The organism is Microbacterium sp. LKL04, assembly GCF_900102005.1.
GTDB lineage: Bacteria > Actinomycetota > Actinomycetes > Actinomycetales > Microbacteriaceae > Microbacterium.
In genome coordinates this window covers 86,715-112,104 of the sequence record NZ_LT627736.1, presented here as the reverse complement: position 1 = coordinate 112,104, position 25,390 = coordinate 86,715, and the positions used below count along the sequence as shown (strand labels likewise).

Annotated in this window: 23 protein-coding genes; 10 read left to right on the top strand and 13 right to left on the bottom strand. The window is 70.5% G+C overall.

From position 1 onward, the window contains the following. Positions 1–8 precede the first annotated feature (8 nt). Genes aztD through aztB form a run of 4 tightly spaced genes read right to left on the bottom strand, consistent with a single transcriptional unit; the run spans position 9 to position 4,130 of the window. Complete coding sequence (gene aztD, locus BLP38_RS00545; protein WP_091351724.1) at positions 9–1,187, bottom strand: zinc metallochaperone AztD; 1,179 nt, start codon at positions 1,185–1,187, stop codon at positions 9–11. A gap of 23 nt (positions 1,188–1,210) precedes the next feature. Beyond that, on the bottom strand, positions 1,211–2,107 hold the full coding sequence (locus tag BLP38_RS00540; RefSeq protein ID WP_091351723.1) for a metal ABC transporter substrate-binding protein: 897 nt from the start codon (positions 2,105–2,107) through the stop codon (positions 1,211–1,213). Continuing rightward, a complete protein-coding gene (locus BLP38_RS00535; protein ID WP_091351722.1) occupies positions 2,104–3,294 on the bottom strand; it encodes a hypothetical protein in 1,191 nt (396 codons plus the stop codon). Before BLP38_RS00535 ends, BLP38_RS00540 begins: the two co-directional genes overlap by 4 nt. Then, positions 3,291–4,130 carry a zinc ABC transporter permease AztB gene (aztB, locus tag BLP38_RS00530; protein WP_091351721.1) on the bottom strand — a complete coding sequence of 280 codons (840 nt, stop codon included), beginning with the start codon at positions 4,128–4,130 and terminating at the stop codon, positions 3,291–3,293. The genes BLP38_RS00535 and aztB overlap by 4 nt, the downstream gene beginning before the upstream one ends. 54 nt (positions 4,131–4,184) lie before the next feature. Here aztB and aztA point away from each other — a divergent pair, with 54 nt between their 5' ends. The 3 genes from aztA to BLP38_RS00515 all read left to right on the top strand — a co-directional run bounded on the left by aztA (position 4,185) and on the right by BLP38_RS00515 (position 6,904). Beyond that, positions 4,185–4,886, top strand: a complete 702-nt coding sequence (gene aztA, locus BLP38_RS00525; RefSeq protein ID WP_091351720.1) for a zinc ABC transporter ATP-binding protein AztA — start codon at positions 4,185–4,187, stop codon at positions 4,884–4,886. Further along, entirely contained in the window at positions 4,883–6,565 is a 1,683-nt protein-coding gene (gene pgi / locus BLP38_RS00520; RefSeq protein ID WP_091351719.1) for a glucose-6-phosphate isomerase, read from the top strand. The genes aztA and pgi overlap by 4 nt, the downstream gene beginning before the upstream one ends. Positions 6,566–6,676: 111 nt before the next feature. Then, entirely contained in the window at positions 6,677–6,904 is a 228-nt protein-coding gene (locus BLP38_RS00515; protein ID WP_157681058.1) for a hypothetical protein, read from the top strand. Between the two features lie 7 nt (positions 6,905–6,911). Here BLP38_RS00515 and BLP38_RS00510 read toward each other — a convergent pair whose 3' ends face one another. Continuing rightward, the gene (locus BLP38_RS00510) at positions 6,912–8,135 is read right to left on the bottom strand and encodes an HNH endonuclease signature motif containing protein (RefSeq protein ID WP_231916531.1); all 1,224 of its coding nucleotides are present in this window, start codon (positions 8,133–8,135) and stop codon (positions 6,912–6,914) included. Between the two features lie 154 nt (positions 8,136–8,289). On the opposite strand from BLP38_RS00510, the gene BLP38_RS00505 reads away from it, so the two are divergent. Further along, positions 8,290–8,922, top strand: coding sequence for a hypothetical protein (locus tag BLP38_RS00505; protein WP_091351717.1), 633 nt, complete (start codon positions 8,290–8,292; stop codon positions 8,920–8,922). A gap of 320 nt (positions 8,923–9,242) precedes the next feature. Beyond that, a complete protein-coding gene (locus BLP38_RS00500; protein ID WP_091351716.1) occupies positions 9,243–9,614 on the top strand; it encodes a VOC family protein in 372 nt (123 codons plus the stop codon). A 3-nt stretch (positions 9,615–9,617) separates the two neighbouring features. On the opposite strand, the gene BLP38_RS00495 is transcribed toward BLP38_RS00500, so the two are convergent. Both BLP38_RS00495 and BLP38_RS00490 read right to left on the bottom strand, forming a co-directional pair. Further along, positions 9,618–10,199 (bottom strand): hypothetical protein, encoded by a 582-nt coding sequence (locus BLP38_RS00495; RefSeq protein ID WP_091351715.1) that lies wholly within the window; start codon positions 10,197–10,199, stop codon positions 9,618–9,620. 31 nt (positions 10,200–10,230) lie between these two features. After that, positions 10,231–10,782 (bottom strand): helix-turn-helix domain-containing protein, encoded by a 552-nt coding sequence (locus tag BLP38_RS00490; protein ID WP_091351714.1) that lies wholly within the window; start codon positions 10,780–10,782, stop codon positions 10,231–10,233. A gap of 67 nt (positions 10,783–10,849) precedes the next feature. Here BLP38_RS00490 and BLP38_RS00485 point away from each other — a divergent pair, with 67 nt between their 5' ends. Beyond that, the gene (locus BLP38_RS00485) at positions 10,850–11,773 is read left to right on the top strand and encodes an NAD(P)/FAD-dependent oxidoreductase (RefSeq protein ID WP_091351713.1); all 924 of its coding nucleotides are present in this window, start codon (positions 10,850–10,852) and stop codon (positions 11,771–11,773) included. Here the strand turns inward: BLP38_RS00485 and BLP38_RS00480 are convergent. Beyond that, on the bottom strand, positions 11,756–12,451 hold the full coding sequence (locus BLP38_RS00480) for a YdeI/OmpD-associated family protein (RefSeq protein ID WP_231916530.1): 696 nt from the start codon (positions 12,449–12,451) through the stop codon (positions 11,756–11,758). The two genes, BLP38_RS00485 and BLP38_RS00480, sit on opposite strands and share 18 nt — an antisense overlap. Continuing rightward, the gene (locus tag BLP38_RS00475) at positions 12,427–13,128 is read right to left on the bottom strand and encodes an NRDE family protein (RefSeq protein WP_172824628.1); all 702 of its coding nucleotides are present in this window, start codon (positions 13,126–13,128) and stop codon (positions 12,427–12,429) included. Before BLP38_RS00475 ends, BLP38_RS00480 begins: the two co-directional genes overlap by 25 nt. A 42-nt stretch (positions 13,129–13,170) precedes the next feature. Between BLP38_RS00475 and coaBC the strand changes: the two genes are divergently transcribed. The 3 genes from coaBC (at position 13,171) to BLP38_RS00460 (ending at position 17,160) form a co-directional block, all read left to right on the top strand. After that, positions 13,171–14,376 (top strand): bifunctional phosphopantothenoylcysteine decarboxylase/phosphopantothenate--cysteine ligase CoaBC, encoded by a 1,206-nt coding sequence (coaBC, locus tag BLP38_RS00470; RefSeq protein ID WP_091351712.1) that lies wholly within the window; start codon positions 13,171–13,173, stop codon positions 14,374–14,376. A gap of 95 nt (positions 14,377–14,471) precedes the next feature. Further along, on the top strand, positions 14,472–16,241 hold the full coding sequence (locus tag BLP38_RS00465; protein ID WP_231916529.1) for an AMP-dependent synthetase/ligase: 1,770 nt from the start codon (positions 14,472–14,474) through the stop codon (positions 16,239–16,241). Positions 16,242–16,263: 22 nt separating this feature from the next. Continuing rightward, the gene (locus BLP38_RS00460) at positions 16,264–17,160 is read left to right on the top strand and encodes a DUF1295 domain-containing protein (protein ID WP_091351710.1); all 897 of its coding nucleotides are present in this window, start codon (positions 16,264–16,266) and stop codon (positions 17,158–17,160) included. Positions 17,161–17,232: 72 nt separating this feature from the next. On the opposite strand, the gene BLP38_RS00455 is transcribed toward BLP38_RS00460, so the two are convergent. The 4 genes from BLP38_RS00455 to BLP38_RS00440 all read right to left on the bottom strand — a co-directional run bounded on the left by BLP38_RS00455 (position 17,233) and on the right by BLP38_RS00440 (position 23,546). Next, positions 17,233–19,317: a S9 family peptidase gene (locus tag BLP38_RS00455; RefSeq protein WP_091351709.1), complete on the bottom strand. Its 2,085-nt coding sequence runs from the start codon at positions 19,315–19,317 to the stop codon at positions 17,233–17,235. Between the two features lie 44 nt (positions 19,318–19,361). Further along, positions 19,362–19,934 carry a cysteine hydrolase family protein gene (locus BLP38_RS00450; protein ID WP_091351708.1) on the bottom strand — a complete coding sequence of 191 codons (573 nt, stop codon included), beginning with the start codon at positions 19,932–19,934 and terminating at the stop codon, positions 19,362–19,364. Positions 19,935–20,001: 67 nt separating this feature from the next. After that, the gene (locus BLP38_RS14185; protein ID WP_157681057.1) at positions 20,002–20,340 is read right to left on the bottom strand and encodes a DUF3885 domain-containing protein; all 339 of its coding nucleotides are present in this window, start codon (positions 20,338–20,340) and stop codon (positions 20,002–20,004) included. Between the two features lie 320 nt (positions 20,341–20,660). Further along, positions 20,661–23,546, bottom strand: a complete 2,886-nt coding sequence (locus BLP38_RS00440) for a carboxypeptidase regulatory-like domain-containing protein (RefSeq protein ID WP_091351706.1) — start codon at positions 23,544–23,546, stop codon at positions 20,661–20,663. Positions 23,547–23,648: 102 nt separating this feature from the next. Between BLP38_RS00440 and BLP38_RS00435 the strand changes: the two genes are divergently transcribed. Further along, positions 23,649–25,304, top strand: coding sequence for a RecQ family ATP-dependent DNA helicase (locus tag BLP38_RS00435; RefSeq protein ID WP_091351705.1), 1,656 nt, complete (start codon positions 23,649–23,651; stop codon positions 25,302–25,304). The last annotated feature ends 86 nt before the right edge of the window (positions 25,305–25,390 follow it).

Sequence of the window (25,390 nt, the reverse complement as noted above, 5' to 3'; positions counted from 1 at the left end):
CGGGGGTGTCAGCCGACGACGGCGATCTCGTTCGGGACGTGGTCGAGCTTGACGGTCTTCGCGATCTCGTCGCTCGTCAGGTCGACGACGACGATCTCACTGTCGGCTGGGTCGGTGACGTACGCGAAGTCGCCCGCGACCTTGACCGACGGGTGCGGGTCCTGCCACTCGGCCGGGCCCTCCCACGGGTCGACGACGGACAGGGACGAGACGACCTCACCCGTGGCCGGGTCGATCGAGTGCAGCTTGCCGTCGGTCCCGATCAGGACCGCCTCGGCGTCCGGACCGCGACCGACACCCCGGTAGGTGTACTCGACACCGTCGGGCAGCGCGACTTTCTCGAGGGTGTTCGCCTCGGTGTCGATCAGGGTGATGTTGCGCAGGAGGTACCCCTCGGCATCCGGATCGTCCTTGTAGTCCATGACCACCAGCGGGCTGTTCTCGGAGACGTAGGCATTGCCCATGCGGCCGTACTCGTCGGGCGAGGTGAGCTTGGTGATCTCGCCGTTCTTCACGACGAGCGCGCCGTTCTCGCAGCCGAACACGAGGGTCTCCTCCTTCGCAGTCCCCTCGCCGTGGACGCCGGGGCACTCGTCGTTCGACGCGATCTCGTTGCGGTCCTCGTCGAGGACGCGGATGCCGGTGCGCCCCGACTCGTCGCCGACGGTCGTGACCATGGTGCCGTCCTCGAGCTCGACCGAGACGCCGTGGTGAGCGGTGACGCCGGGGATGACCTCGGCCTCCGGAAGCGCATCCGTGGCCTTCGCCAGTTCGGCGGAGTCGAAGATCGTCGTGTCGCTCGTCGCGTCGTCGTACAGAACGGTCCTGCCCGCGTGCGACACGACGTGACCCGCGGCAGCGGCAGGAACGACGAGGTCGGTGAGCTCGGGCTGTTGCACGTCGAGCATCTGGAAGCCCTTCGACGTGGTGACCATCACGTGGCGACCGTCGCCGGCGGAGTTCAGGCGGATGAAGTCCTCGGAGTCGAATTCGCCGAGGTTCTCGTAGTCGTCGCCGCCGAGGACGAGCACGCCGCCCTCATAGGCGACCGCGACACGGGGCCCAGCAGGTGCGGTCTGCGCGGCGCTGTCAGCGGGGTCGGATGCCGGCTGCTCTGCGGACGCGCAGCCGGCGAGGATCAGGGCAGCGCCGCCCGCCAGGGCGGCGAACTGCAGGGTCTTCTTCATGGGTTTCCTTTCCAGGGAATGCCTCATGGGGTGAGGCCGTCGGCGATGCTCTGCAGGTTGCGTCGCATCATGTCGAGGTAGGTGCCGCCCGGCGAGCCTTCGGGGGCGAGGGATTCGGTGAACAGCGAGACGACGTCGACGTCGCGGCCGGCTTCGTCGGCGAGCACCTGCATGAGCCGGTCGGGCTGCGAGGAGTCGGCGAAGATCGTCGTCACCCCGGCCTCGTCGATCGCGTCGACGAGGCCCTGCAGGTCGGCGGCGCTGGGAGCGGCGAGGGTCGTGCCCCCGGGGATCGCGGCGCCGAGGATCCGCACGTCGTAGCGCCGCGCGAGGTAGCCGAAGACGTGATGGTTCGTGACGAGCGCGCGGTGCTCGGCGGGGATCGCGCCGAGGGTGTCCGCCATGTCGGCATCCAACGCGTCGAGCTCGTCGAGATACGTCGCGGCCGCGTCGTCGACGACGGATGCCTCGACCCCGTCGATGCGCGCGAGTTCGGGCGCGAGCGCCTCGACGACCCGGGCCGTCTGCGTGGGGTCCGTCCAGAAGTGCGGGTCGACGGCATCCGTGTCGACGTAGTCGAGCGGGTCGATGTGGGCTCCCGCGACGAACGAGGCGACCCCGTCCGCGACCGCGGCGTCGACGTGGTGCTGCACGCCCTCTTCGAGCCCGAGCCCGTTGGAGACGAGGAGGTCGGCGGTGCGGATGGTCGCCGCCTCGCGGGCCGACAGCTCGAACGAGTGTGGGTCGCTGCCGCGGGGCATGAGCGTGACGACATCGACCTGGTCGCCGACGAGGTTCGCCGTGATGTCGCCGAGCAGGTCCGTCGTGACGACGACGGTCGGTCGGTCGGGACCTGCGGCGGCGCAGCCGGTCAGGGCGGCGACGGCCGCGAGCACGACCGCGGCGAGCGCCCGCCTCATCGGCCGGTCTCCGCGACGAAGGCGGGCGCGTCGGCCTCGAACGTGCGCGCGATGCGCGCGGAATCGGCGTGGTCGATCTCGAACATCACGTTCTCGGCGGGTCCGTTCAGGTAGGTGCGGTTCGCGTCGATCTGCAGGGTCACGCCCGCCGCGAGGACGGGATCTGCGAGGGATGCCGCCACGAGCGGCTCCGTGCGGGCGAGAGCCTTGCCGCTCTCGCCGTCGATCACGAGGACCTCGCCCTTCTCCGTGAGAGCGACCACGTGCTGGTCGGCATCGTCGACCGCCGCGACACGGGCGAGAGGTTCGCCGGCGTCGATCCGGGTCCACGTGCGTTCGCGGGTGTCGAGCAGCCAGAACGCGTCGCCGTCCGTGGCGCCGGCGACGGTGGGACGGCTCTCGCGTGCCGCGAACGACAGCGCGCGGGCCTGGGCGCCGTCGGGGTACGGGATCCGCTCGAAGGCGGTGCCGTCGGCATCCGTCACCGCCAGGATCGCGCCGTCGGCGCACCCGACGACGACGCCGACGTTCGTGGCGATCGAGCCCGCGGGGTCGGTGCAGGGCACGGTCTCGATCTCGGCGCCCGCCGCATCGACGTGTCGGAGACGGTCGGCATCCGTCACGAGGGCGCCCGTCGGGAGGGGGACGACCATGCCGAGGCCTGCGGGAACGTCGAGGCGGAAGCGCTCTTCGATGCGTCCCTTCTTGAGCGCGTCGAGGTCGAGGAGCACGGCCTCTCCCCCGTCGAACCAGACGCCGGCGCCGAGGTCGCTCGCGACGACGGTCGGCTCGCCGTCACCGGCGAGGTCGCCGAGCACGGCCGCGGGAGCCTCGTAGTAGTGGAAGTGGTCGACGTGGTTCCACGTCCAGACGCCGCTGTCGACGATCCCCACGCCGCCGTCCCGGCCCGCGTAGAGGAAGCGGCCGTCCGTCTCGAGCGAGGTCGGCGGGGCGATCTCACCGAGGGTCTCGTTCGTCTCGTCGAGGAGGTCGAGGTGGTGCACCTCGCCGGCCGGGGTGACGCTCGTGAGGTGCAGCGCGGGTTCGGCGAGCTCGGCCGCGCCCGCGATGGCGCCATGGCCGTCGCCTGTCGGTTCCGGGGCGGTGGCAGGGGCCGGGGCCGACTGGCAGCCGGCGAGGGAGAGCGCGAGTACGGGCACGAGGGCGATCGGGACGCGGCGGTTCATGCGGTCCTTTCGTCGAGGGCGGGGCGGGTGGGACGGACGCGGATGCCAGTGGACACCGCGCCGGAGCAGATCGCCGTGAAGGCGACGGTGGCTCCCGCGGCGGTGCCGAGGTGCCACGAGAGGACGAGCCCGACGGCGACGGCAGCGGTGCCGATGAGCGCTGCGAGCGCCATGGTCGGCACGATGCGTCGTGTCCAGGCGCCGGCAGCGACCGCGGGACCGAGGAGCATGCCGACCACGAGGAGCGATCCGACCGCCTGATAGGCCGAGACGACCGCGAGGGTGACGAGCCCGACGAGCAGGATGTGCGCGAGGCGGGGCCGGAGGCCGAGCAGCTGCGCCTGTCGAGGGTCGACGGCGAGGGCGACGAAGGAGCGGTGGCCCGCGGCGGCGACCAGCAGGGTCACGACTGCCGCGAGGGCGAGGAGCACGAGGTCGCCCCGCTCGATCGCCAGGATGTCGCCGAAGAGGATGGCCGAGGCATCCGTCGCGAAGCTGCGCGAGGCCGAGATGACGATGACCCCGAGCGAGAGACTCGCGACGAAGAGCAGGCCGATGCTCGTGTCGGCCGACAGCCGCCCGCGGCGTTGGAGCGCGCCGACACCGACGGACATGACGGCGGCGCTCACGGCGGCGCCCGCGACGGGCGGGAAGCCGGTGAGGGTGGCGATTGCGATTCCGGGCAGCATGCCGTGCGCCATCGCTTCGCCGAGGAAGGCCATGCCGCGGAGGACGACCCAGGTGCCGACGACGGCGCAGACCACGGCGACCAGAGCACCGCCGAGGAGGGCGCGCTGGACGAAGGCGACGGCGAACGGGTCGAGAAGGACGGACACGGTGCCCGACTGTACACGTAATTGAGAACGGTTTTCATTTGCAATACTGGTGGGATGCACAGCTCAGGGGTCGTCGTCCGGTTGAGTGAGGTCTGCGTCGACATCGACGGGCACCGCGCCCTCGACGGCGTCGATCTCGACGTTCGCGCCGGCGTGCTCACCGCTGTGGTGGGCGCGAACGGGTCGGGGAAGTCGACGCTCGTCTCGGTCCTCGCGGGGCTGCGGCAACCGACATCGGGCACCGCAGAGATGCGCCACGGCACCGCGATCGCGCTCCTGTCGCAGCACACTGCCGACAGCGCGCGACTGCCGTTGACGGTCACGGATCTCGTGTCGATGGGTCGCTGGCGCGAGCGCGGTGCATTCCGGCCGCTGCGGCGGAGCGACCGGACGATCGTTGCCGAGGCCGTGGCAGCGGTCGGACTGTCGGCGCACGCTTCCCGTCCGCTCGGCGCCCTCTCGGGAGGCCAGCGTCAGCGGGCGTTCCTCGCACAGGCCCTCGCGCAGCATGCGGATCTTCTCCTTCTCGACGAGCCGACGAGCGGTCTCGACGACGCGTCGCGGCGAGCCGCGGCATCCGCTCTGCGCGTCGCGACCGACCGCGGCGCGGCGGTCGTCGTCGTGACGCACGATCTCGGCGAGCTCGGAGACGTCGACGCCGTCGTGACGCTCGCGGCGGGTCGGATCGTGGATGCGCCGACCGCGCAGGACACGCGGGCGCGGAGGGGGTGGAACGTGAGTAGCGTTGAGGGGTGACCAACGCTCCGATCGATGCCACCACCACGTCCGCCTGGGCTGAACTCGAGTCGCTGAAAGCCGGCTTCACCCCCGATCTGCGCGGCTGGTTCGCGGCTGACCCGGAGCGCGTCGCCAAACTGACGCACGACGTCGCCGACCTGCACGTCGACCTGTCGAAAAACCTCGTGACTGACGAGATCGTCGCCGCACTCGTGCGCCTCGCCGAGCAGACCGGCGTCGCCGAGCGGTACGCCGCGATGCTCGCGGGCGAGCACATCAACACGACCGAGGACCGAGCCGTGCTGCATACGGCGCTCCGCCGTCCCGCCGACGCGACGCCGAAGCTGACGGTCGACGGCCAGGATGTCGACGCCGATGTGCAGGGCGTGCTCGACGCGATGGCCGAGTTCGCCGGCCGGGTGCGCAAGGGCGATTTCACCGGCATCACCGGCAAGAAGGTCGAGACGGTCGTCAACATCGGCATCGGCGGATCGGACCTCGGCCCCGTGATGATCTCGGCGGCGCTGGAGCCGTACGCGGATGCCGGCATCTCGGCGCGCTTCGTCTCGAACATCGACCCCTTCGACATCGCGTCGAAGACGAAGGACCTCGACCCCGAGACGACGCTGTTCATCGTCGCCTCGAAGACCTTCACGACGCTCGAGACGCTGACCAACGCGCGCCTCGCCCGTGACTGGCTGTGGGAGGGCCTCGCGTCGGCGGGGGCCATCGACGGCAGCGACGAGCAGAAGAAGGATGCCGTCGCCCACCACTTCGTCGCGGTGTCTACGGCACTCGACAAGGTCGCGGACTTCGGCATCGACACCGCGAACGCGTTCGGCTTCTGGGATTGGGTGGGCGGCCGGTACTCGGTCGACTCGGCGATCGGACTGTCGCTCGTGATCGAGTTCGGGCCCGACACGTTCCGCGAGCTGCTGGCCGGATTCCACGCGGTGGACGAGCACGTGCGAACGACGCCGCTCGCTCAGAACGTGCCTGTCCTGATGGGCCTGCTGAACGTCTGGTACACGAACTTCCTCGGCGCGCAGTCGCACGCGGTGCTGCCGTACGCGCAGCAGCTGAGCCGGTTCGCCGCGTACCTGCAGCAGCTGACGATGGAGTCGAACGGCAAGTCGGTGCGGTGGGACGGCTCCCCCGTCACGACCGACACCGGAGAGGTGTTCTGGGGTGAGCCGGGCACGAACGGGCAGCACGCGTTCTACCAGTTGATCCACCAGGGCACGCGGCTGATCCCGGCGGACTTCATCGCGTTCGCGAACCCCGCCTACGCGCTGACCGACGGCGACCGGGATGTGCACGGCCTGTTCCTCGCGAACTTCCTGGCGCAGACGAAGGCACTGGCGTTCGGCAAGACGGCCGAGGAGGTCGAGGCCGAGGGCACGACCGGTGCGCTGGTCGCGGCACGGACGTTCCCTGGCAACCGTCCGACGACGTCGATCTTCGCGCCGTCGCTGACGCCGACGGTGCTCGGCGAACTGGTCGCCCTGTACGAGCACATCACGTTCACGCAGGGTGCGATCTGGGGCATCAACTCGTTCGACCAGTGGGGCGTCGAGCTCGGCAAGCAGCTCGCCATGCAGATCGCTCCGGCGATCGAGGGCGACAGCGACGCGTTCGAGTCGCAGGATGCCTCGACCAAGGCGCTGCTCGAGTACTACCGCGACCACCGCGCCTAGGCCGGCGGCTGGGAGCATGATTGCTGCGGCCCTGAGCTTTCGCGGTTCACGAGCGTGAAGTGGACGGTCATCCCCGTGGCTCACGGTCGCTTCGTCGAGACGCATCACGGCTTGGATGATTCTGAAGGCCTGAAGGTCGTCGAAGTCGTAGGCACGGTCGTGGAGCTGGAGGCCACCGAACGTGACGGCTCGCGCACGCCGATCACACGTATCCCCAGCGGGCGCGCCCAGCGCGGGATGGACGGAGAAGACGCGGGCGACGTCATCGGGATGCACACCGACCGCGTCGTCGTCGTGTCGGACGACGGTTTCATCGTGACCGTCGAGGTGCGGGACTGACCGTCGGCTAGAACGGTGGCGGGTCGGTGGTGAAGTGCGGGATGCGTCGTTCGGGGTGGACGAGGTAGACCCGGCCTGCGGGTGAGGTCCATTCGAGTGCGCCGCCGGGTCTTGCTGTGACCTGCCAGTCGGTGTGGTGTTTGAGGGTGTGATGGCCTCGGCACAGCGGTGCGAGGTTGGTCGCGTCGGTGTGTCCGCCGTGATGCCAGTCGACGGTGTGGTCGATGTCGCACCGATCCGCCGGGATTCCGCATCCCGGTGCCATGCGTCGTGCCGCCCGCCAGGTCACGAGGCGGCGCAGGTCCGCGGGCGGTCGGTACTGCTCGCGTCCGACGGAGAGGACGACCCCGGTTTCGGGGTGGGTGAGGACCCGCATCCACCCGGATGCCGCCCCGCACAACTCCCGGGCACGGTCCAGGGGGATGGGTCCGACGCCGTCGACCTGCGCGGCAGGGCCATCGCCGGTGAGGAGGGTCGGGGCGGGCACGGTGATCGCGACCGTCGGACGGATCCCTCGTGCGGCGTCGGGGAGGGACGATGTCTCGCCGTCGATGAGGAGGTCGCCGAACACGTCGGCACGCTTCTGGTCGATCGTGCGCTCATCGTCGAGAGTTTTCGCAATAGCGGTCAGCCGCCCGTGGATCGCGTGGGCCTCCACGGCCGGGAGGTGGGCGGTCAGCCACGCCATCCCATCCACGCCGGGCTCCACACGCACATGCCGGTGGGTGACGGCATCCGCGTGCCGTTCCGCGATGGTCACCTCACGTTCCCGGTCGACAAGACGTCGCACCGCCCGCCGGAACGGCCCCGTCGGCATCTCCTCAGCCAGAGTGAGCACCTCCGACGTCAGCTCATCCCGGACGGTCTCGAGTTCGTCGAGGCCGTCGACGATGATCGTCGCGTGCGTGTCGGTGATCGCGGCGCGGCTCATCGCCTCCCACACGGCCGGGTACCGCTTCACCAACGCGCGTCCGAGGCCCATCAACCGGCCGGCGGCGTGCTCGGTGACCCGGAGCGCCGCCGCGACCTCCAGGCGCACCGACCGTTCCACGAGCAACGACGCACCCTCATCCCGGTTCGCGGCGCGGATCGCGTCATCCCACAACTCGACGATGCACCGGTAGCGCTGCGCCGCGTGGATGGTGGCCATGTCCGCGCTCATCACGACCCAGTCCAGGGTCGTCGGGATCCCCTCGGGAACCTCGTCGATGAAGGGAGCTGAACTGGACATAGTCCCAGACTAGAGGGGGGTTCCGACATCGCTTTTCGACGCCCGGCGACCACCGGCATCCACTCTCCTCGCCTGACACGAAGGACCGAAGTCCACATATTCTCCGACCGGCGAGCGCCCCGTCGCTGACCAGGCGACCCGGTAGCGTGCAAGCATGCGCGGACGCAGACTGACCTGGACCATAGGCGGCACCGGACTGATCGCATGCGGCGTGGCGGGCATCCTGCTGAGCGCGACCCTGGGCACATCGCTGACTGACGTGCTGGCGTTCTCGGTCGACCTGCTCTGGGCGGCAGCGGTCCTCGTCTTCGCGATCGGCACCTCCTCGCACGACAGCGTCGTCGCTCGTCGTCCGCTCGGGATGATCACGCTCGCGCTCGTCGCCATCTGCCCCCTCCTGGTGCGGGGCGTCGGCCTCTTCCAGAACCCGGACGACCCCGCGCCCCTGATCCCGTGGGAGGTCACGACGTTCGTCCCGCTCGCACTCAGCCTCATCGCCGTCGTGCAGATCGGCCGCGCGGACGTGGCGCCGAAACGCTGGCGCTGGGCTCCCGCCGTAGCCCTCGCCGTCTCGCTCGCATGCGACGCGCTGAGCATGATCATCGTCGCGGGTGCGGACCAAGCCACGGCGGTCCAGTTCGTCGGACTCTCATCCGCACTCGGCGTGATTGGATTCCTCGTCCGCACTCTCGGGCTCGGGGTCGTCGCCCTCCTCGCCGTCGCTTCGGAGCGACCGGCATCCGTTCCCGTCTTCTCGTCGCCCTCGGACCCCGCGCCGGGCGCCTGACCCTTCGCCTGCCGTCACGCGGAGATCCGCGTTCGCGAGGACGGCGAGACTGCACGTGGGGCTCGAGACCGCGGCCCCGCATCGCGGTCTCGCCGCATACGTGCAGTCTCGCCGCCCGATGGGCTCGCCCACCCGGACCGCCCGCCGCCGAGCGGAGATCCGCGTTCCCGAGGACGTTCGGAGCGCACAACCTCCGCTCGAACGCAGATCTCCGCGCGAGCGCAGCCCCGTGCGAGAACAGCATGGCCCGGCACCGTCCCCCTGGACAACCGCCGCCGAGAGCGCGACCCTGGTCGCATCCCCGGACGAAGGAGACGGCCATGTTCCAGAACGACGGCGCGTACAGCGGCTTCGCGGTCGACGACCTCGATGCGGCGCGAGCGTTCTACGCCGACACTCTCGGCCTCGAGGTGTCGACACTCGACAGCGGCTTTCTGCAGCTGCACCTCGCCTCAGGCGCGACAGTGCTCGTTTACGGCAAGCCGCACCATGAACCCGCGAGCTTCACGATCCTGAACTTCCCGGTCGACGACGTCGATGCCGCGGTCGACGACCTGAACGCGAAGGGCGTCGAGACCGCGATCTACGACGACATGCCCACCGACTCGAAGGGCGTCATGCGGGGCCACGGCCCGACCATCGCGTGGTTCCGCGACCCCGCTGGCAACGTCCTCGCCGTGCACGAGCGCTGAGAATCAGGGCTCCCAGAACCCGACCGCGCAGAGCAGCCGCGTCTCGTCGTCGGCACCCGCCGGCGGATCGATGGCGGGGGGGAACACGCCCCACTGGCGCCACTCGTCGGCGTGCGGCACGACGTTCTCGTTCAGCCCAGCGATGAGCTCGGGAGACAGGTGGAACGGGATGCCGAGATGCTTGGCGATCAGCCACGCCTGGAACGCGCGATACGTCGCCAGGTGCGCGAACCCCTCCTCGGCGGAGTAGTCGCCGTACTGGAACCGGAACACGGTCCCCGGCTCGACGCCGTCGCGCACCGCAGCCGCCGCGGTGTCATTCAGACGGCCGTAAGACGCGATCGGATCCTCGCCGAGAAGGTCGGCGTTCCGGAACTCGTCGCCGTCGGCGGGCGACTTCCCGGCGAGCACGTCGGGGATCCACGCCTCGTCGTACGCGTGGGCGAAGACGATGTCGCGGAACGTGGGATCGGGAGTGGACGTCCACTCCTTCGGGGCCGGCTTCGACAGGTCGGCCGGGTCGATGCGATCGATGACGGAGCGCAGCGCGGCATCCGCTTCGAGAAACAGTTCATCGGTTCTCATGCCGACACCGTACGACCGCCCGCCGACACTGTCACGAGCCGTGCACGTGGATGCGCTCGCCCGATGCGCTGAAGATGCTCACCACCTCGGCCGGACCGTCGTCGGTGGCGCTGATGCTGTGCGGCAAGCCCGTGTCGAACTCCGCCGCCTCCCCCGCGCCGATCCGGTGCTCCTCGCCGTCGAGCATCAGCCGGATCGTGCCGCTCAGCACGTAGAACCACTCGACCCCGTCGTGCACCTTCGGCGCCGGAGCGGCGGATGCCGCGGCGTAGCGGATCTTGTAGGTCTGCACCGGCGAGTGCTCGAGGGTCAGCGGCGCGACGACCATGCCGTGCCGACGCTCGGTCGCACGGCGCACCCGCGGGTCGACGGGCTCGCCGCGCACGAGGTCATCGAGACGCAGATCGAGGACCGACACGAGCGGCAGGAGCAGTTCGAGGGATGCCTGTCGTCGCCCCGCCTCGAGACGGGACAGCGTGCTGATCGACATCCCCGCCTTCTGCGCGAGGTCGGCCAGCGTCCAGCCGCGCTGCTGGCGCGCCGCGCGCAACCGCGGCCCCACTCGGGTCAGATCCGTCGTCATGACCTCGAGTTTGCCATTTCCGCAAAGACATTTGCCGTGATGACGACCGGCGAGGCACCGTGGAGCCATGACAGACACCCTTTACGACGCCGTCATCGTGGGCGGCGGCACCGCCGGACTCAGCGCCGCGCTGATGCTCGGGCGCGCACGCCGCCGCGTGCTCGTGATCGATGCCGGCGCTCCCCGCAATCGCTTCGCCGCGCACATGCACGGCGTGCTCGGCCACGACGGGCGCTCCCCCGCCGAGCTCCTGCGCATCGGCAGGACCGAGGCGGAGGCGTACGACGTCGAGTTCCTCGACACGACCGTCACCTCGATCGACGATGCCGGCGACCACCTCGCCGTCACCTACGACGGCGGCACGCTCGCCGCACGCGGCGCGGTCCTCACGACCGGCGTCGTCGACGACCTCCCCGACGTCCCGGGCCTGCGCGAGCAGTGGGGCCGCGGCGTGATCCACTGTCCGTACTGTCACGGTTACGAGGTCGCCGGGCGCCGTCTCGGCGTGCTCGCCACCTCACCCGCGAGCCTGCATCAGATCGAGCTCGTTCGACAGTGGAGCGACGACGTCACAGCCTTCACCGCAGGTCTCGGCGAGATCGACGACACGGTCACCGCACGCCTGGCGAGCCGCGGCATCCGCCTCGTCGACAGGCCGGTCACAGAGCTTCGCGCCGAGGACGACGTGGTGTCCGCAGCGATCACGGCGGACGGCACCGCGCACCCGATCGACGCGCTGTTCACCGCGCCGACGCCGCGCCTGCACCTGGACTACGCGGCGAACCTCGACCTCGCCGTGTCGACCGAGCCCGGCGAAGGCCTCCGCGTCGACATGCGCGGCGCAACGAGCCATCCGCGCGTCTTCGCCGCCGGCAACGTCGTGACCCCGTTCGGCAACGTCCCGCTCTCGATGGGCCAGGGCTCGATGGCCGGCGCCGGCCTCAACGCGGCGCTCGTGATGGAGGACGCCGCGTCAGCCCTGCGCAGCTGAGGCGGCCGCCGCGGCGCGGGCGAGCCACGCCGGCGGTTCGCCGTACCGCTGGAACGGCACGAGCCTGCCCGCCGCGCAGTCCTCGACCAGCGTCGCGAGCCGGTCGATGCGGGTCTGCTCGCGCTTGGCGCTCTGCAGCCAGTTCGCCACGGCACGGCGGTACGACGGGGTCGCTTCGTCCCAGAACGCCCGAGCGGCCGGGTTCGCGGCGAGGGATGCCGCCTGCTCGGGCGTGAGCTCGTTCCGCTGCTCGTGCGAATAAACGCCTGTCAGATCGGGGGTCCGCCGCTCGAAGGCGGCTAGCCCGGCGGGATGCATCCGCCCCTCGGTCTGCAGCCGCTCGATGTGCGCGATGTTGACGGCGCTCCAGATCGACCGGGACTTCCGCGGCGTCCAGCGCTGGATGCGGGCGCCGTCGCCGATGCCGCGGCTGATCGAGTCGATCCACCCGAACCGCAGCGCCTCGGGCACCGCGTCGGCCCACGTCAGACCGAGGCGCGGGTCGCCCTTCCGGTAGAAGACGGTCCAGACCTCGGGCGCCGTCGCGTGGTGCGCTTCGAGCCAGTCGCCGAACTCCGCCGCCGAGGCGAAGAAGATCGGGTCGGATGCCGGTTCCACCATGGTCGCGACGGTACCACCGGCATCCGACGCGGTCAGCGCAGCTGCAGGCTGTTCCACGCCCCGGGCTCGTCGAACTCGCCGTACACGACCTCGGCACCTTCGGCGGAGACCGATCCCGCGCAGACGAGGAGTGACAGCGTCGGGTAGCCGTGGGGGCGGTTGTCGCGGATGATGGCGCGGTCGTCGGTCGGTTCCAGCGCCGTGGTGCGTTCGAGCGCGCCGAGCCATTCCGCGATCCAGTCGTCTCCCGACGGCGCCGCGAACGCGTCGTGCCAGGCGACGATGCGCGCCGTCTTCGGGTCGTCGACGTCGTCGTGCGCGATCATGTGGACGCCCGGTGCGAGATCGACTGCGCGTACCGACTCGCCGTCCCACATCGAGACGCGGGCGCGACCCGGCGTGACCGTCAGCAGGTTGAAGCCGTGCGTCGGCGGCGCGTCGGACAGCCCGCGTCCGGCCGCCGCGTCGAGCACGATGTGCCCGCGGGAGCCGGTCGCGAGCGAGTCGTCGATGAGGTCGGCCCGGTTGAGCACGACGGCGAGGCGGGATGCCGACGGGTCCGCCGCCAGCCACGCGCCGCCCGCGCGGGTGTCGCGCACGCCGATCACCCCGGGAAGGTCGGGCCACCACGGCCCGAGCGGATCCCACGCACGGGCGGGATCCTCGTCGCGGACGGCCAGGACGCGGATCGCCGCCGTGGTGTCCTCGGGAACGTGGACGATCACGGTGCACATCGGGGTGGCCTTTCGCGTCCGACCCCGTGGGAGGATCGGACCATGTTCGTCGTCGTGGGCGTCTCGGGCGGCATCGCCGCGTACAAAACGGTGCAGGTGGTCCGCGCACTGGTGACGAACGGGCACGAGGTGCACGTTGTTCCCACGGAGGACTCGCTGCGCTTCGTCGGGACCGCCACATGGGAGGCGATCAGCCGCCATCCTGTCACGACGAGCGTGCACGACGACGTCGCCGAAGTCCGCCACGTCGCCCTCGGCACGCAGGCCGATCTCGTGATCGTCGCGCCGGCGACCGCGAACACGCTCGCCAAGATGGCCGCCGGCATCTCCGACAACCTCCTCGGCGTGACCCTCCTCGCCACGACCGCGCCCGTCGTCGTCGCACCCGCCATGCATACCGCCATGTGGGACCACGCCGCGACGCAGGCCAACATCTCGACGCTCCGCTCGCGCGGCGTGCACATCGTCGGCCCTGCGGACGGCCCGCTGACCGGCGGCGACAGCGGACCCGGGCGCATGGTCGAGCCCGACGAGATCGTCGCGGCCGCCCTCGATGTCGCCGGCGCCCCGGCATCCGATCTCGCCGCCCTCCGCGTCGCGGTGTCGACCGGCGGCACGCGCGAACCCATCGACCCCGTCCGCTTCCTCGGCAACCGGTCCAGCGGAAAGCAGGGGGCGGCCGTCGCCCTCGCCGCCGCCGACCGCGGCGCGTTCGTCCACCTCGTCGCGGCTCACGTCGACGAGGGTGTGCTCGACAAGGCTCTCCACCACCCGCGGATCGCCGTCGAACGTGCGTCGACCGCCGTCGAGATGGATGCCGCGATGCGCGCCGCGAGCACCGAGGCCGACGTCGTCGTGATGGCCGCCGCGGTCGCCGACTTCTCGGTCCCCGAGGTCTCGGACGTCAAGATCCGCAAGGAGGACGGCACCGTCACCCTCGATCTCGTCGAGAACCCCGACGTGCTCATCGGGCTCGTCCAGGCGCGCCGTCCGGGTCAGACGATCGTCGGTTTCGCGGCCGAGACGGCCGCCGACGACGCGGAGCTGCGCGAACGCGGCATCCGCAAACGCGCGCGCAAAGGCGTCGATCTGCTCGCCGTGAACCGCGTCGGCTGGCAGGAGGGCTTCGAGACGGCCGAGAACCGCGTGCTCTTCGTCGACGCCACCGACGAGGTCGCATCGCAGGCGGCGGGTACCAAGCGCGTCGTCGCCGACGCCCTGTGGGACGCGGTCCTGCGCCTGCGCTGACCCTCTCGCGCTCGCGCGGAAGATAGCGGCATCCGATCCGGTTCGGGCTCCGAATCATCTGTGTGCCGCAGATACACACTCCTCTTCTCGCGCCCGTGGACGGGCATCGCAACGTCACGGACCTCCTCGTCCAGCGTGCCGAGAAGGCTCCCCACCACGCCGCGTTCGACGTCGCCATCGGCGACGGTTCGTGGAGGCAGATATCCACCGTCCGATTCCTCGGCGAGGTCCGCCGGCTCGCGAAGGGCTTCATCGCCGCGGGTGTCGCCCCCGGCGACGCTCTCGCGATCATGGCTTCGACCCGCTACGAGTGGGCCGTCACCGACCTCGCCGCCTGGTTCGCCGGTGCCGTCGTCGTGCCGGTCTACGAGACGTCGTCGCCCGTCCAGATCGCCGGTATCGTCAGTGACGCCGGCGTCGTGCTCGGCGTCGGGGGCGCCGAGGCCCAGACCCGCCGTCTCGCCGACGCCTTCGCCGAGACCGGGGCCGGACGCCTCGGCGCCTACGCGATGGACCGGGCCGACCGGGTGGCCGGCGGCATCCGGACCCTCGACGACCTGCGCTCGCGGGCCGACGACGTGACGGATGCCGACCTCGAGCGCCACCGCACGGCGGCCGACCTCGATTCACCCGCGACGATCGTCTACACCTCCGGCACGACCGGCGAGCCCAAGGGCGCCGTGCTCACGCACCGGAACTTCCTCGGCCAGGTGCTGAACATCGCCGCCGCGTACGGCGAGGTCGTCCACGAAAAGGGCAACACGATCATCTTCCTGCCCCTCGCGCACGTCCTCGCGCGCGGACTGCAGCTCATCTGCCTCGCGAACGGCATGCGCATCGCGCACCTCAGCGAGCCGAGCACCGTCGTCGAGACGCTGTCGGTCCTCCGGCCGACCTTCCTCGTCGTCGTCCCCCGCGTTCTGGAGCGCATCCAGGCAGCCGCCGCGCAGAAGGCGGATGCCGCGCACCTCGGCCGCGTGTGGCGCGCCGCCGTCGCGACCGCCGTCTCGGGTGGACGCGCGGCCGAGCAGAGCACGGACGGGCGGGCACCGGCATCCGTTCGTCAGCGCCTGTTCGAGGCGCTGTTCTTCCGCAGGCTGCGCGCGGTCATGGGCGGACGCGTCGACTACATCCTGTCGGGCGGCGCCCGGCTCGACCCCGAGGTGTCGCTGTTCTTCCGCGGCATCGGGGTTCCCGTCATCGAGGGCTACGGCCTCACCGAGACGACCGCGCCGCTCACCGGCAACCTGCCGGGCGACATCCGCGCCGGAACGGTCGGGCGCCCGCTGCCCGGCTCGACGGTGCGCATCGGCGAGGACGGCGAGATCCTCGCGAAGGGGATCGGCGTCTTCTGCGGCTATCGCGACCCCGCGCACGACGCCGACGCATTCGTCGACGGGTTCTTCCGCACCGGCGACCTCGGCCGCTTCGACGCCGACGGCAGGCTCATCATCGAGGGCCGCTCGAAGGACGTGATCGTCACCTCGACCGGCAAGACCGTCGTCCCGGCGCCGTGGGAGTTCGCGGTCGAGACCGACCCGCTCGTGTCGCACGCCGTCATGGTCGGCGAGGGGCGGTCGTACCTGAGCGCGTTGATCGTCCTCGACCCCGAGGAGGTCGCGCGGCAGGGCGATGCGCCCGTCGCCGGCCAGCTGCGCGAGATCGCGGACGAAAGCCTGCGGGCACGGATCCAGCGGAGCATCGACGCGGCCAACGCGCTCGTCTCGCGCAGCGAGCAGGTGCGCCGCTTCACGCTCATCGCCGCCGATCTCGCCGACACGACCATCATCACGCCGACGCTCAAGATCAAGCGCCGCGTGCTCCTCGAGCGCGGCTCCGACGTCGTCGCCGCCCTCTACCGCTGACTCCCCGCCTCGAAAGGCCCCCATGTCTTCGCAGAACCGTTCCGCCCTCATCACCGTCGTCGTCGGGCTCATCGTCGGGGCGCTCGTCGCGCTCGCGGGCAGCCAGGGAGGCGCCACCGTCGGCGGCTTCCCCGTGTTCGCCCTCGCCGTCGCCGCCGCGTTCGCCGTGCAGGTGCTGGTCTACATCCCGTCTGCGATCGCTCGCACCGAGCGCTTCTTCGACGCCACCGGAAGCGCGACCTTCATCCTCGTCACGCTCGGCGTGGTGCTGCTCTCCCCGTCGCCCGACGCCCGCTCGCTCGCCCTGGCGGCGATGGTGATCATCTGGGCCGTCCGCCTCGGCTCGTTCCTCTTCATCCGCATCCACCGCTCCGGCAGCGACGACCGCTTCGACGACATCAAGGTCAACCCGCTGTCGTTCCTGCGCGTCTGGATCATGCAGGGTCTCTGGGTCAGCATCACCGCGGCCGCGGCATGGATCGCGATCGCGACCGAACCCGCCGACCGCGTCTCGTTCGACGTGTTCGCCGGCGTCGGCATCGCGCTCTGGATCATCGGCATGCTCTTCGAGGTCGTCGCCGACCTGCAGAAGAACGCCTTCAAGGCCGACCCCGCCAACAAGGGCCGCTTCATCCGCACGGGCCTGTGGTCCCGCTCGCGCCACCCCAACTACTTCGGCGAGATCCTCGCCTGGGTCGGCGTCGCGATCGTCGCCGCTCCCGTCTTCGACGGCTGGCAGTGGATCGGTCTGCTCTCGCCCGTGTTCGTGCTCCTGCTGCTGACCCGGGTCAGCGGCATCCCGCTCCTCGAGAAGAAGGCCGACAAGCGCTGGGGAGGCGACGCCGACTACGAGGCGTACAAGACCGCGACGCCCGTGCTCGTGCCGACGCTCGGGCGGGTCAGGGTCACCGCGCGCTGAGGCGGCTTCCGGGGACGCGGGATGCCGCGGCGCGGCATCCGTCGCGACGCATCGCGTCCCCGGAACGGGACCTCAGCCGAGCCCTGTGACCTTCGGCGCGGGCTCACCGTGCACGTGCTCGCCGAGGAAGCCGAACACCGTCTCGTACCAGACGACGGCGTGCTGGGGCTTCAGCACCCAGTGGTTCTCGTCGGGGAAGTACAGGAACCGGTGCACGGTCGACCCGTCGTCCTCGCCGAAGTGCTCGTTGAGCTCCGACCACAGCCGCAGGCTCTCGCCGATCGGCACGCGGTAATCGCGGTCGCCGTGGATGACGAGCAGCGGTGTGGAGATGTTCTCGACGTAGCGGTGCGGTGAGTTCTCCACCATCGCCTCGGGCGTGAAGATCTCCTGCCAATAGGACGACGCGTCCGTGGTCCCGGCGAACTGGTCGAGCGCCCACAGGCTCGCGTGGGTCACGATCGCGCGGAACCGGTCGGTGTGCCCGGCGACCCAGTTCGCCATGTAGCCGCCGAACGAGCCGCCCATCGCGGCTGTCTTGGTCTCGTCGATGTCCGCGCGCGCGACGACCTCGTCGGTGATCGACATGAGGTCGGTGTAGGGCTTCTCGCCCCAGCTGTTCCACCCGCGGGCGATGAACTCGAGCCCATAGCCGGTCGACAGCGCCGGGTCGGGCAGCAGCACGGCGTAGCCGCGGGCGAGCGCGAGCTGCGGACTCCAGCGCCAGCTCCAGGCGTTCCAGCTGTTCAGGGGCCCGCCGTGGATCCAGAGCAGCAGAGGAGCGGGGGATGCCGCGTCCGCGCCTTCCGGCAGCAGCAGCCAGCCGCGCACCCGCGCACCGTCCTCGGCCGTCGTCTCGACCTCGGCCATCGTGCCGGCCGGTGTCGGCAGCGGAGCCGGCGTCGCGAGAGCGGTCACGGTGCCGTCGGGGTCGATGCGGACCGGGTGCGGCGGCACCATCCACGACGAGCGAAGCGCGACGAGCGCGCCCGTCGCGCGGTCGACCGATACGTTCGAGTACGCGTGGTCGTCGGTCGTCAGCTGCACGGGCGCGCCGCCGTCGAGAGGCACGCGGAACACCGGACCGCGCCCGTCCTGGTCGGCGGTCACGATGAGCGCGGTGTCGTCGTGCGCGAAAGCGATGCTCGTCGGCCAGCGGTCCCAGCCCTGCGCGAGCCGGCGCGGCTCGGAGCCGTCGATCCCGGCGATCCAGAGCTCCTGATCAGCGGGACCGGTGGGGTCCGAAAATGCCGCCCGGCCGTACGCGATCGACCGGCCGTCGTGACTGATCGCGGGCGACTCGAAGTACGTCGACCGCTCCTCGAACAGGGTCGTGTGAGCGCCCGAGGCGACGTCGATCGAGACGATCGCGAACCGCTCCGCGCGGCCCTGCGGCAAGCGCATCGCGGCGATGAGGGTGCGTCCGTCAGGGGTGAGCGCCGCGCCGGCGGTGTCGGCCGTCCGGCCGGGCGCGGGTGTCAGGTCGCGCGGGCGCGGAAGCGACGCGGGGTAGGGGGTCGTGGCATCCGGTTCGTCCTCCGCCGTGTCCGAGGCGGCGAGCGACCCGATCGTGTCGGCGAGCGCGTCGAGGTCGAGCGAGAGCAGGTGCGGCTCGGCGGGTCCGAGATCGTGGTCCCAGTAGCGGACCGGGTAGGTCGTGTGCAGGATCGCGGACAGCTTGCGCTTCTTCCGCTCGGCGCGCAGCTTCGCGTCGGCCTCGAACGAGTCCGCGGACGGCAGCAGATCGGCGGCGAGGACGGCGACGGATGCCGCGTCCGCGACGGCGGCGATGCCCGACACTCCCCCGGCCAGGCGCGTGATGGCGCGCGCGTCGCCGCCGTTCGCGGGTAACAGCCAGAGCTGCGCCGACTCGTCCTCGCCGTCACCCTCCGCGTCGGGACGGGCGCTGACGAACAGCAGGTCGCCGTCCGCCGTGAACGCGGCGCCCTGCTCGCCCTTCGCCGAGCGGGTCAGACGACGGGGCGTGCCGCCGCCGGTCGCCGGGACCTCCCAGAGCGCCCGGTCGTACCCGGTCTTATCCTTATTCAGCGTCGCGACCGTGAGGACGGCTCGCGTGCCGTCGGGCGAGAGTGCGACGGCGTCGATGCGGGGCAGGGCGATGTAGTCCTCGAGCGAGGCGAAGGGGTTCTGCGGCATCCCTCCACGCTAACCGCGGACCCCGCCGCGGCGACAGGGCGCGTTCAGCGGAGGATGTCGGCCGTCGAGCAGACGGTGGCGAACTCGCCGTCGAGGTTCGTCGCCGTGATCGCTGCAAGGGTCGCCGCGGGGATGACGGTGCCGTCGGGCGCCGTCCGGTCGAACGAGTGGGTCGCGTCGAGGGCGAAGTACACGTCGTAGCCGAGGTTGCCGCCCACCCGGGCGGTCGTCTCGCAGCAGTGGTTCGTCGAGATTCCGGTGACGACGATCCGCCTTATGTCATTCGCGCGCAACCACGCGTCGAGGTCAGGCGAGCCGTGGAACGACGAGTTCACGCTCTTCGTGACGAGAAGGTCCGGGATGCCGGTGACCTCGGGTTTGAGGTCGTTGCCCGCCTGGCCGGGACGCAGCGGTGAGGCATCCGAGGTCGAATCGTGCCGGACGAACACGACCGGCCACCCGCGCTCGCGCCAGCGGTCGAGGAGTGCGGCGATGTTCGCCTCGCAGTCGGGGTTGTCGCGCTCGCCCCAGTGCGCGGTGTCGTCGAACCCGCGCTGCACGTCGATCACGACGAGCGCAGCGCGGCCGAGGGCGAGGTCTCGCGGCGGGATCTGCACGCATCGAGCCTGGCACGCGGCACTCCCCCGCGACGGTCAGGGAGCGGCGGGATCCTGCCAGGTGGCGTCAGAGGTCGGACGGATGCGGCGCCAGCAGGTCGCGATGGGCGTTCACGAACTCGTCGCGCTCCTGCGACGACGGGAAGATGATGTCGACTCCGGCCCAGTACGGGACGAACGCCCAGGTCACCTCCTTGTCCGTGAAGACGGCGTACCCCTCCTCCGCCACGATCTTCAGGAAGGCCTGGTTGACGGCTTGCGGGGACGGCCACTCACTGGCCCAGTAGTAGGCGACGGCGATCCCGTCCTCGTCGACGGGCAACTTCCGCCAAGCGAAGCTGTCAACCGGTACCGACTTCGACCATCCACCGGCCATGTCCAGGACGCCGTAGTCTTCCACGATCATCCGCAGATCCGAGTGGCCTTCCCAGGGCAGATCATCGAGCAACCCGCGCAACGTCTTGGCTGCGTCGATGTCGAACGCGGCGTCCGCGGGACCGCGCGTGTGGAATCGAGCCCAACGGTCCGGGAAGAGGTCTCGAAGCAGACCGGTGGGCGGCGCGTCTCCGAAAGCGCGCGTCCAGAGCTCGTCCAGCTCCCTGCGACGAGGGCTCGATTCAGGTACTCGGAACGTGCGGTGGCGGCCTCGTGCGGATCGAACGGCGAGACGCGTGAGATGCAGAGGATTCGGGATGTACACGGTGCAGGTCCTATGACCATGATGCCTTATCGACGCACGCGGGCGGTGGCCGCGCTGGACCGCGAATGCGTGGCGTACCCGCTCTTGCTGCCCGTCACCTTCACCGAGATCTTGTCCCCGACGAGGCCGGAGGTGAGCGTCAGCGACGAGCGAGTCGCTCCCTTGATCCGAACTCCGTCGGCATACCACTGGTACGTGAGCGACGTCCCACGCGTCCAGGCGCCGGGCTGGACGGTCAACGTCTTGCCGCGAGCGGTCGCCCCGGTGATCCGCGGGGTCGACGAGGTCAGGGTGCCGTAACCGACCGCCTTCGCCGCGCTCGTGCGGGACGCAGTGGCGTAGCCCGCCTTCTTCCCTGTCACCGTGACGGTCAGCTTCGCACCACGGTCGGCTGCGACCGGCGTGTAGGACGACTTCGTGGCCGAGGCGATCGGCTTTCCGTTCCGGCGCCATTGATACGTGACGGTTGTCCCGGACGTCCAGCCGGTGGTCCTCGCGGTCACGGAGCGTCCGACGGTCGGCGCCGCGGAAAGGGTCGGTGTCGGCGTCGCGAGCACCCGCGTGAGGGCTACGTCCAGCGTCGAGATCCGGCGGTTCACACCGGTCACTTGCGTCGAGTACTTCACCGTCGTGGTTCGGGCGGCGACCTCGACCGTCGTCTTGTGCCCGCCTTCGAGCCACGCCTCGAACCGTCCGGATGAATCCGTGCGCACCGTCACGGTCTCGGTGCGACCCCTCACAGTCACGACGGCCCCCGGAACGGGAGCACCGCTCTCCCTGACGATCCCGCGCAGGGTCGCGTGGTTCGGCTGATCCGTCTCGTCCGGCATCTTCTCGTCGACCCGGACGGTCTGCCCCTCGGCGAGGGTGAACACGCGCGAGGTCCTCCAGTCACCCTCCGAAGCCAGCCACACGGGGGCCACACCGTCCGTCCAGCGGGGATGATCGTCCATCTGCAGGTGGTACCGGCCGGGGAGCAGGCCGACTATCTGGAAACGTCCCTTGGCATCGACGATGCCGGTGCCGGCCCGTGCGACGGAGTTCCTGGTCTCCGCCCACGCGATGACTCGCGCGCCCTCGAACAATTCAGGCAGCTTCGAAGAGAGGGTGCCGACGATCGTTGCCGACTCCGACGGGAGCGTGCGCGCAAGCGTCGGCCTGACAGCCGTCGTCTTGCCGGCGTCGACGTGGATGAGGATGGCATCCGCGAGGTCGCTGCCGCCCCACCAGGTCGTCGTGTAGCGGTAACGATGTTCCGACGTGCTGTCCGCGAAGCGCAGGCGATAGTCGCCGGGCGGCAGGGCGGGGAACGTGACCGGGTCGACCTGCAGAAGATCGCGCCCACGAACCACACCGTCCGCGTCGTACAGCCAGACGGCCGAGCCTGTCACCGGTTCGCCCCGCGGGCCGACAGCGGCGACGGAGATGCTTCCGCTGTTCGCCGCCGTCGCCACACTGAGCCGGTAGTCGACCGGCGTGACCTCTCCGGGCACAACGGTCACGGTCCGCGCTCCCGCGCTGGTCGATGCGCCGTCGTACCAGCCGCCCAGGATGTCGCTGCTTCCGTCCGCGCCCAAGAAGTACTCGCCGGCGTCGAGGTCGTCGAACGTCACTGTCTCAGACAGGCCACGCTCACTGAGCTGCCGCTTGGCGATGAGTTTCAGGTCGCCGTCGTAGAGCGACACGGTCCGGCCGACGATCATCTCGTCAGCGCTAACGGTCACGGACAGAGCACCCCGCGGCGAGAGGGCGATGTCGAGGGGCGTCGTCTCGCCGAGCTGAACCCGCGCGGTCGTCGACAGACGTGAGTGGCCATTGCCCGACGACGTGATCCGGTACTCACCCGACCGCAGAGCGAGGATCCGATACCGGCCGTCACCGTCCGCCTGCGCCCATCCCGCTTCGACACCCGCGCTCGTGTATGCCGTGACGTAGGCTCCCGCAACCGGTGCGCTCGTTCCTGCGGATACGACCCTGCCCTCCACGACGCCACCCCGAACGAGGTCGGCCGTGATCTCGGTCGTCTGCCGAGAACGGATCGTGATGATCCCGGCATCAGCCCGCGTTTCGCCGGCGGGCCACCAGGTCTCGACGAAATCGTGCACGCCGCGCTCGGGGCTGATGCGCAGGTGATAGTCGCCTGGCGGGAGGTCCTCGGCGTTGACGACGTTGCTGCCGGTAGGTGCGTGGATCTCCCGCTCCTCGCCCACGGGGATCAGATCGGCCCGTACCGAGGAGTATCGCCCCGTGGTCACACGCAAGGTGCCCGTGGGCTCGGCGGAGACGGACCACGTCGTGAAACCTTCCGACACGGTGAGCGACGTGGTCGCGACGACGTAATCGCCGTCAGAGGGAGAGTCGACCCTGACGTCGTACTCTCCGGGCGGCAGCATCGAGAACCGGTAGCGGCCGTCACGGTTCGTGGTCTCCCATGTACGAAGAGGCCCGTCCAGCGAGACGCTCGCCCCCGCGACCGGCTGTCCCGTCAGCGCATCGGTCACGATTCCTGTGACCCCCGGGCCGACGGCTCCGAGCTGCCACGACGTATCGACCGTGCGGCCCTCCGTGAGAGACACGATCTGAGCCTCTCCCGCGGTCCCCACGCCCGGGTACCACAGGGCGCCGTACGCCTCGCGCGCCGGATCTTGATGCGAGGACGCGGACACCCGATAATCGCCCGCGGGCAGAGTGCTGCCGAACCTCCCGTCGACGTCAGGGGACGTGTCCGACACGCGCCCGGTGTCGACGTTCTCGAACCGGACGGTCACGTTCCGGACCACGTCGCCGTCGATGTTGGTGAGCACCCCGGTGATACGCGTCGGTGCAATCTCGGCGGCCTGAGCGGGGAGACCGGTGAACACGAGCGCCACGACGGCGATCAGCGCGCCGACGAACCGAAACTGAAACCGCATGCGTCCCCCAGGATGACGTGCCGAACCCCTCGACCGGCATCTGAATACTACGGGCGTGTCAAGGGTGTCCGCGGATGCCGTTTCCTCGACGACCGTGGAGGGATGCCACGCCGCTCCACCCCTGCATCGTCCGCCCCCGATCGCGCCGAGGTCGAGCGCGTCGCCGCCGAGCGATTCGGCCTGACGCACCTACGACCGGCGCAGCTCGACGCGATCGAAGCGGCAGCCGGTGGGCGCGATGTGCTCGTCGTCTGGGCGACGGGATCGGGCAAGTCCGCCGTGTATCAGGTGACCGCGGCCCTGCGGCCGGGCGTCACCGTCGTGGTCTCTCCGCTGATCGCGCTGCAAGAGGACCAGCTCGCCGGTCTCGAGCACGCCCCCGATGCGCCGAAGGCCGTGGCCCTCAACTCCGGGCGGGGCGAGAAGGCCCGCGCCGAGGCGTGGCGCCGCCTGCGCGAGGGCGAGGCGACCTACGTGCTCCTCGCACCCGAGCAACTGGCCAACGACGAGGTCGTCGCCGACCTCGCCACCCTCGACATCGCGCTCCTCGCCGTCGACGAGGCGCACTGCATCGCCTCGTGGGGGCACGACTTCCGTCCCGATTACCTCGGTCTCGGCGAGGTCGCCGAGCGCCTCGGGCGACCACCGATCCTCGCGCTGACCGCGACGGCATCCACCCCCGTCCGCGAGGAGATCGCGGCCCGCCTCGGACTCGACGACCCCTCCATCCACATCGGCGACGTCGACCGACCGTCGATCCGCCTCGGCGTCCGACGGCACGGCGACGACCGCGAGAAGCGCGCCGCCGTGGTCGACGAGGTCGCCTCGCTTCCCGTCCCGGGGCTCCTCTACACATCGACGCGGCGCTCGGCGGAGCAGTACGCCGACGACCTGACCGAGCGCGGCAAGCGGGCGCGGGCGTACCACGCCGGTCTCCCGTCGAAGGAGCGGGCGGAGGTGCACCGGCAGTTCCTCTGCGACGAGCTCGACGTCGTCGTCGCGACGAGCGCGTTCGGCATGGGCATCGACAAGGAGAACGTGCGATTCGTCATCCACGCCGACGTCCCCGAGTCGATCGACGCCTACTTCCAGGAGCTCGGCCGCGCCGGCCGCGACGGCGAGGAGGCCCACGGCACCCTGCACTACCGCGCGGAGGATCTCGCCCTGCGGCGCTACTTCGCGACGAAGAATCCGGATGCCGCCGAGCTTCGCGCCCTCATGCGGGCGATGTCGACGCGGGCGCGCCTGAAGTCCGCTCTCGCGAAGGAATCCGGGCTGTCACCGCGCCGCGTGACGGGACTTCTCACGCTGCTGATCGACACCGGCTCGGCGCGCGCGTCGAAGTCCGGGGTGTCGCTGCGGCGGAACCTCGACGAGCGTGCCGCCGTGACGGCGGCACTCGAGCGAGTCGAGGAGCGCGAGCGGATCGAGCGCTCCCGCATCGAGACGATGCGCGAGTACGCCGAGACGCGGCGCTGCCGGCGCCAGGTGCTGCTCGGCTATTTCGGGCAAGACCTCGACGAGCCGTGCGGCAACTGCGACACCTGCGCGGCGGGGGCAGCCGACGTCGTTCGGGAGCCGGCATCCGCTTCAGACGCGGGGTTCGAGATCGATGAGAAGGTGTCGCACCGCGAATGGGGCGCCGGCACCGTCGTCTCGATCGACGACGACCGCATGCGGGTGTTCTTCGACAGCGAGGGCTACAAAGTGCTCTCGCTCGAGATCGTCGAGCGAGAGCACCTGCTCAAGGCCGGCTGACGTGCCGAGTGCAGGTTCACCCGCAGCTTCGGGCCGCTACGGCTACCGCTGCGCGCGCTGAACCTGCATTCGGCGCAGCAACCAGG

Excerpts from the sequence above, each read along its gene's own strand:
- aztD (WP_091351724.1), bottom strand. The coding sequence starts at position 1,187 with ATGAAGAAGACCCTGCAGTTCGCCGCCCTGGCGGGCGGCGCTGCCCTG.
- BLP38_RS00540 (WP_091351723.1), bottom strand. The coding sequence starts at position 2,107 with ATGAGGCGGGCGCTCGCCGCGGTCGTGCTCGCGGCCGTCGCCGCCCTG.
- BLP38_RS00535 (WP_091351722.1), bottom strand. The coding sequence starts at position 3,294 with ATGAACCGCCGCGTCCCGATCGCCCTCGTGCCCGTACTCGCGCTCTCC.
- aztA (WP_091351720.1), top strand. The coding sequence starts at position 4,185 with ATGCACAGCTCAGGGGTCGTCGTCCGGTTGAGTGAGGTCTGCGTCGAC.
- BLP38_RS00510 (WP_231916531.1), bottom strand. The coding sequence starts at position 8,135 with ATGTCCAGTTCAGCTCCCTTCATCGACGAGGTTCCCGAGGGGATCCCG.
- BLP38_RS00505 (WP_091351717.1), top strand. The coding sequence starts at position 8,290 with ATGCGCGGACGCAGACTGACCTGGACCATAGGCGGCACCGGACTGATC.
- BLP38_RS00500 (WP_091351716.1), top strand. The coding sequence starts at position 9,243 with ATGTTCCAGAACGACGGCGCGTACAGCGGCTTCGCGGTCGACGACCTC.
- BLP38_RS00495 (WP_091351715.1), bottom strand. The coding sequence starts at position 10,199 with ATGAGAACCGATGAACTGTTTCTCGAAGCGGATGCCGCGCTGCGCTCC.
- BLP38_RS00490 (WP_091351714.1), bottom strand. The coding sequence starts at position 10,782 with ATGACGACGGATCTGACCCGAGTGGGGCCGCGGTTGCGCGCGGCGCGC.
- BLP38_RS00485 (WP_091351713.1), top strand. The coding sequence starts at position 10,850 with ATGACAGACACCCTTTACGACGCCGTCATCGTGGGCGGCGGCACCGCC.
- BLP38_RS00475 (WP_172824628.1), bottom strand. The coding sequence starts at position 13,128 with ATGTGCACCGTGATCGTCCACGTTCCCGAGGACACCACGGCGGCGATC.
- coaBC (WP_091351712.1), top strand. The coding sequence starts at position 13,171 with ATGTTCGTCGTCGTGGGCGTCTCGGGCGGCATCGCCGCGTACAAAACG.
- BLP38_RS00460 (WP_091351710.1), top strand. The coding sequence starts at position 16,264 with ATGTCTTCGCAGAACCGTTCCGCCCTCATCACCGTCGTCGTCGGGCTC.
- BLP38_RS00455 (WP_091351709.1), bottom strand. The coding sequence starts at position 19,317 with ATGCCGCAGAACCCCTTCGCCTCGCTCGAGGACTACATCGCCCTGCCC.
- BLP38_RS14185 (WP_157681057.1), bottom strand. The coding sequence starts at position 20,340 with ATGATCGTGGAAGACTACGGCGTCCTGGACATGGCCGGTGGATGGTCG.
- BLP38_RS00440 (WP_091351706.1), bottom strand. The coding sequence starts at position 23,546 with ATGCGGTTTCAGTTTCGGTTCGTCGGCGCGCTGATCGCCGTCGTGGCG.
- BLP38_RS00435 (WP_091351705.1), top strand. The coding sequence starts at position 23,649 with ATGCCACGCCGCTCCACCCCTGCATCGTCCGCCCCCGATCGCGCCGAG.